Raw genomic sequence first — 4,065 nt, 5'->3', positions numbered from 1 at the left:
ACCCCGTGGGGCACGGTCACGCGGCGCCCTGTCACTTTGTCCCCGTGGGGACCTGTCACTCTCTCCCGCGCCAGCTCTTTCATCGGCGCCCATTCACGCCGCACGCATTCGGGCGATTTCCGGCCGGGTATCCCGTTTCGTTCGACCCCTAGTCCCCCGGGCCATGGTCATGCGGCGGTGGTGAGGTCGTCGGGGTGGAAGTAGTGGTTGCGGCGGGGCGCCTGGCGGGGGTCGAGGTGGGGTGGCGGGATGAACCAGGGGATCCCATTGGTGAGCCGGATGCTCCAGTGTTCTTTGTGGATTACGTGGTGGTGGTGGGAGCAGAGCAGGGYGCCGTTCTCSGTTCCGGTGGTTCCGCCGCGGGACCAGTAGGTGATGTGGTGGGCCTCGCACCAGGTGGCCGGGATKGTGCAGCCGGGGAAGGCRCAGCCCCGGTCCCGGGCRATGAGRRCCTTGCGGATGTGGGGCGGGAAGATCCTGGAKGCCCGSCCGATGTCCAGGACCCGGCGGCCGCCGCCGAGGAGGACGGGGAKGATGTCCGCGTCGCAGGCGATCTGCCGGACGGTGGAGGCGGTGACGGGCCCGGTGAACAGCAGCGMCCCGGTRCCYATCCCGCAGTCTGTCCCGGGTGTCCGGTCTGCCGGTCCCGGCCCGCCGGCGTCGTCGTCGTCGCAGTTGTTGGCGGCTGTGCCGAGCCGGGTGAGCAAGTCGCGGTAGTCGATGGTGGCCATGATCTGGGGCCGGAGCCCGCCGGTCGCGGACAGGGTCCCGGTGGTGAGGGCGACCTTGCACGCCCCGACCAGGCCGTCGAGCAGCTTCTGGGCCCGGGAGCGCAGGTCCAGGGACGGCAGYCCGGGATCCTGGCCCRGTAACCCGAGGTCCTCGGCCGGTAACCTGTCCGGGCCGGCGGAGTTCCCCGTGGCCGKGACGGCGGCCGAAWCACCCGYGACGGTCACTGCTGCGGCCGCTCCAGCGCCGGCAGCCCAACTGGCGGAACCCTCCCCGGCRCCCGCAGCCTTGCCCGTGTTGTCCCCGGAGTCCTGGCCGCTCGCGGCGGATTGCCTGGCGGTGCCAGCGGCCGGGGAAGCCGCCGGCACCGTCGCGTCCGTGGCGTTGGTGCGGGGATTGGCGCCGGTGTTCATGACGGTCAGGAGGTGTTCAAACTGTTCGGTGGTCGCGTAGATCTCCACGTGGTGCAGGCCGTGGCGGCGGCGCCGGATGAAGGCGCCCTGGAGCTGGCGCAGCAGTTCCTCGGATGGTTCCGTGCCGTCCTGGTCCAGCGCGTCGGCCCAGGAGCGGGTGACACGGGCCAGGAAGTCGGCGTCGTTCTCCGCGGCCGTGCGGGTCAGGGCGTGTTCCATCCGGGTCTCGGCGTCGGTGCCGCACAGGTGCTTGACCCGATCCAGTACCACCGCGATTACGCTCGCGGCCCGGGAGGCGACCTCTCCGGCCGCGACGGCGGCGGCGAGCTCCGGGTGCGCGGGCGGTGCCTGGCGTCCGGCGAGCCCCGGCCGGGGCAGCAGCCCCTCGGCCAGGGAAAGCCGGCGCCTGGCCTCCGCGGCGCCGATCCGCAGCCGCGCSCGGAGGAACTCCGCGGTRTTCCGGTACCCGTCATCCGGGGCCGCCGTCGCCAYCKTGGATGCCGGGGATGACGCSTCAGCMGCGGACTCCGCATCGGAYWCGGMYGTGCCTGCCRCAGGGGTGCSGRCAGGGTCCGGCGCYCCGGATCCGCCRGTCTCCCAGCCGGCSGGGCTCTCACGCCAGCCCGTGGTCCACGACGTGACGGCCACGACGGCAGAGACAGACGAGGCCTCGGACTGCTTCCTGGTCCGGTCCACGGCTGCGGCCGCCACCAGCTGCAGATACTCCGCCGTGCGGGAAATCTCCTCCACCCGCCCGGCGAAATCCGATGCGGCCCGGAAACCCCACGACGCCACGTCCTCCACCGCCGTCGCACTCACCGCCAGCAGCGCCGCCAGGATGCTTCCCAAGCCCTCAGCGCCGCCCGAGCCCTCAATGCCAACAGAGCTGGCGACACCGCGCGCGCTGTCCGCGCCGGACKGCCGRGCCGGGTCCAWACCCAGCCCCGCRTCMCCGCAAGGARCGTCCCCGCAAGCAGCGTCTTCGCAAGAAATGAAATCCCTGATGGCTTCCATAACCTAACCCTCGCAGAGGGGTCTGACAWTTTAGACAGCGTCCCGGGCTACGGCATCATCACGCAGATCGCGGGCATGTCGTCGGCATGGTGCGTCACGACGTTCTTCGCCTTCAGCAACGCCGCGATGAACACGGCGGCCAGGTCGGCATGGCCTCGCGGGAGCCCTCGTCGAGACCCCTGCCCGAGAATCCTCTTGCGGTCCGGCGGCCCACCCGCACAGCGCGGCGCCCACCGTTCCAACGCCGCAAAAGCGACAGGACTGCGCCARACACCGGCTGCCGCAACGGGYCGGGATGCCCGCAGGAACAAATGCACCTACACTGCTGGAATGCCTATCATTCCGGATGCCAAGGACTGGACCTGGGTCCTGTCACGGCCCTGCCCCGAGTGCGGTTTCGATGCCTCCGCCGCGACTCCCGCCACCGCTCCCGGGATGGTCACCAGCATGCTCCCGCGGTGGCGGGCTGCCCTCCGACGGCCGGACGCTGCGGAACGCCCCAATGAGGCCACGTGGTCCGTCCTCGAGTACGGCTGCCACGTCCGGGATGTCTTCACGCTCTTCGATCACCGCCTGAACCTCATGCTGACCGAGGACGACGCCCGGTTCGATGACTGGGACCAGGACAAAACGGCAATCGAGCAGGACTACGCCAATGCCGACCCAGCCGTGGTCGCCGTCGAGCTGACTGCCGAGGGCGAGCAAATTGCCGCGTCCTTCGCACGGGTCCCAGAGGAAGATTGGGKCCGTAARGGGACCCGGAGCAACGGCTCGGTGTTCACGGTCCTGACCTTCGCGCAGTACTTCCTGCACGACGTCGTCCATCACCTCCACGACGTGGACGGCTAGTASGCSGTTGGCCGGCACCCAGGCGGCTGCAGACGGCGAGCAACCAGACGGACGGCGGGTCTGCGAACCTGAGGACTGTCCCTAGCGCGGCCCCCTACCCCGCMGGCTGGAGAACTTTGTCCCACGCCATGCTGCGGTTGACGGCCGCGTAGCCCATCTTGAKGTAAAGCGCGAGGGCACCCGTGGGGTTTTCCGAATCGACGTCMAGYGAGGCCACATCCATTCCCGCGGCGGCGAARCGGCGCATGGCGTCSGCCAGCAACACCTGMGCGATRCCGCGGCCTCGGAACTCCCGMCGGACGCCCAGGAGCTCTGTGTAGCCCTCACGGAAACCTCGGGTCTGGGCYCCTTCGGCGTCGTGGGTGGCCAGCTGGTAGCCGGCCACCGTCCCGGTGGAACGGTCCAGTACGACGCCGCTCAGGTCCGGCCGGGCTTGGGGATCGTTCACCACAAAACCCCACGATTCCTCGTCCCGTGGTTCGCTGCCCCAGTGATCCCGGAACGCCGAGTTGTGCGCCAGCCGCACGGGCTCATGCAGCGCCGGCCCAAACGTCACGAGCTCCATCCCCGGGTCCAGAACGACTTCGGGGACCCCTTGATTCAGCGGCCGGTGCATCTCGTTGTAGTAGCGGATAACTTCGTAGCCGGCCCCGGCGAACAAGGCCGCCTGGTGCTCGTGCTGCTGCTCCATGTAGAGCCGCAGCCTCGGGCGCAGCACCGCCGCCACTCCCGGGACTGCCAGCACATCGCCGTCCCCGGCGGCCGCCGTGCGCGCGTCGCCGGCCTCGTCGGTATCTCCCCCCGCCCGTGCGTCCTCGGCGAAGCGGGCCCGGGTCCGTTCTTCCATCCAGCCCAACAGCCCGGTACCGATCCCGCTCCCCTGCCACTCGGGATCCGGGACTGCCAGCACATCGCCGTCCCCGGCGGCCGCCGTGCGCGCGTCGCCGGCCTCGTCGGTATCTCCCCCCGCCCGTGCGTCCTCGGCGAAGCGGGCCCGGGTCCGTTCTTCCATCCAGCCCAACAGCCCGGTACCGATCCCGCTCCCCTGCCACTCGGGATC

At 70.5% G+C, this 4,065-nt stretch carries 3 protein-coding genes; 1 reads left to right on the top strand and 2 read right to left on the bottom strand.

Annotated elements, in window-relative coordinates; translation table 11 throughout:
- Positions 1-167: 167 nt before the first annotated feature.
- Complete coding sequence (locus AC1DEY_RS22680; RefSeq protein ID WP_476869963.1) at positions 168-1,991, bottom strand: HNH endonuclease; 1,824 nt, start codon at positions 1,989-1,991, stop codon at positions 168-170.
- A 495-nt stretch (positions 1,992-2,486) separates the two neighbouring features.
- Here AC1DEY_RS22680 and AC1DEY_RS22675 point away from each other — a divergent pair, with 495 nt between their 5' ends.
- Positions 2,487-3,005 carry a DinB family protein gene (locus tag AC1DEY_RS22675; RefSeq protein ID WP_476869962.1) on the top strand — a complete coding sequence of 173 codons (519 nt, stop codon included), beginning with the start codon at positions 2,487-2,489 and terminating at the stop codon, positions 3,003-3,005.
- A gap of 94 nt (positions 3,006-3,099) precedes the next feature.
- On the opposite strand, the gene AC1DEY_RS22670 is transcribed toward AC1DEY_RS22675, so the two are convergent.
- On the bottom strand, positions 3,100-4,065 hold a 966-nt coding region (locus AC1DEY_RS22670; RefSeq protein WP_476869961.1), incomplete at its 5' end, for a GNAT family N-acetyltransferase.

It is taken from the genome of Arthrobacter sp. 05T47 (assembly GCF_056395825.1).
The sequence above is the reverse complement of the archived record's forward strand: the minus strand, read 5'-3'. Positions and strand labels throughout refer to the sequence as shown.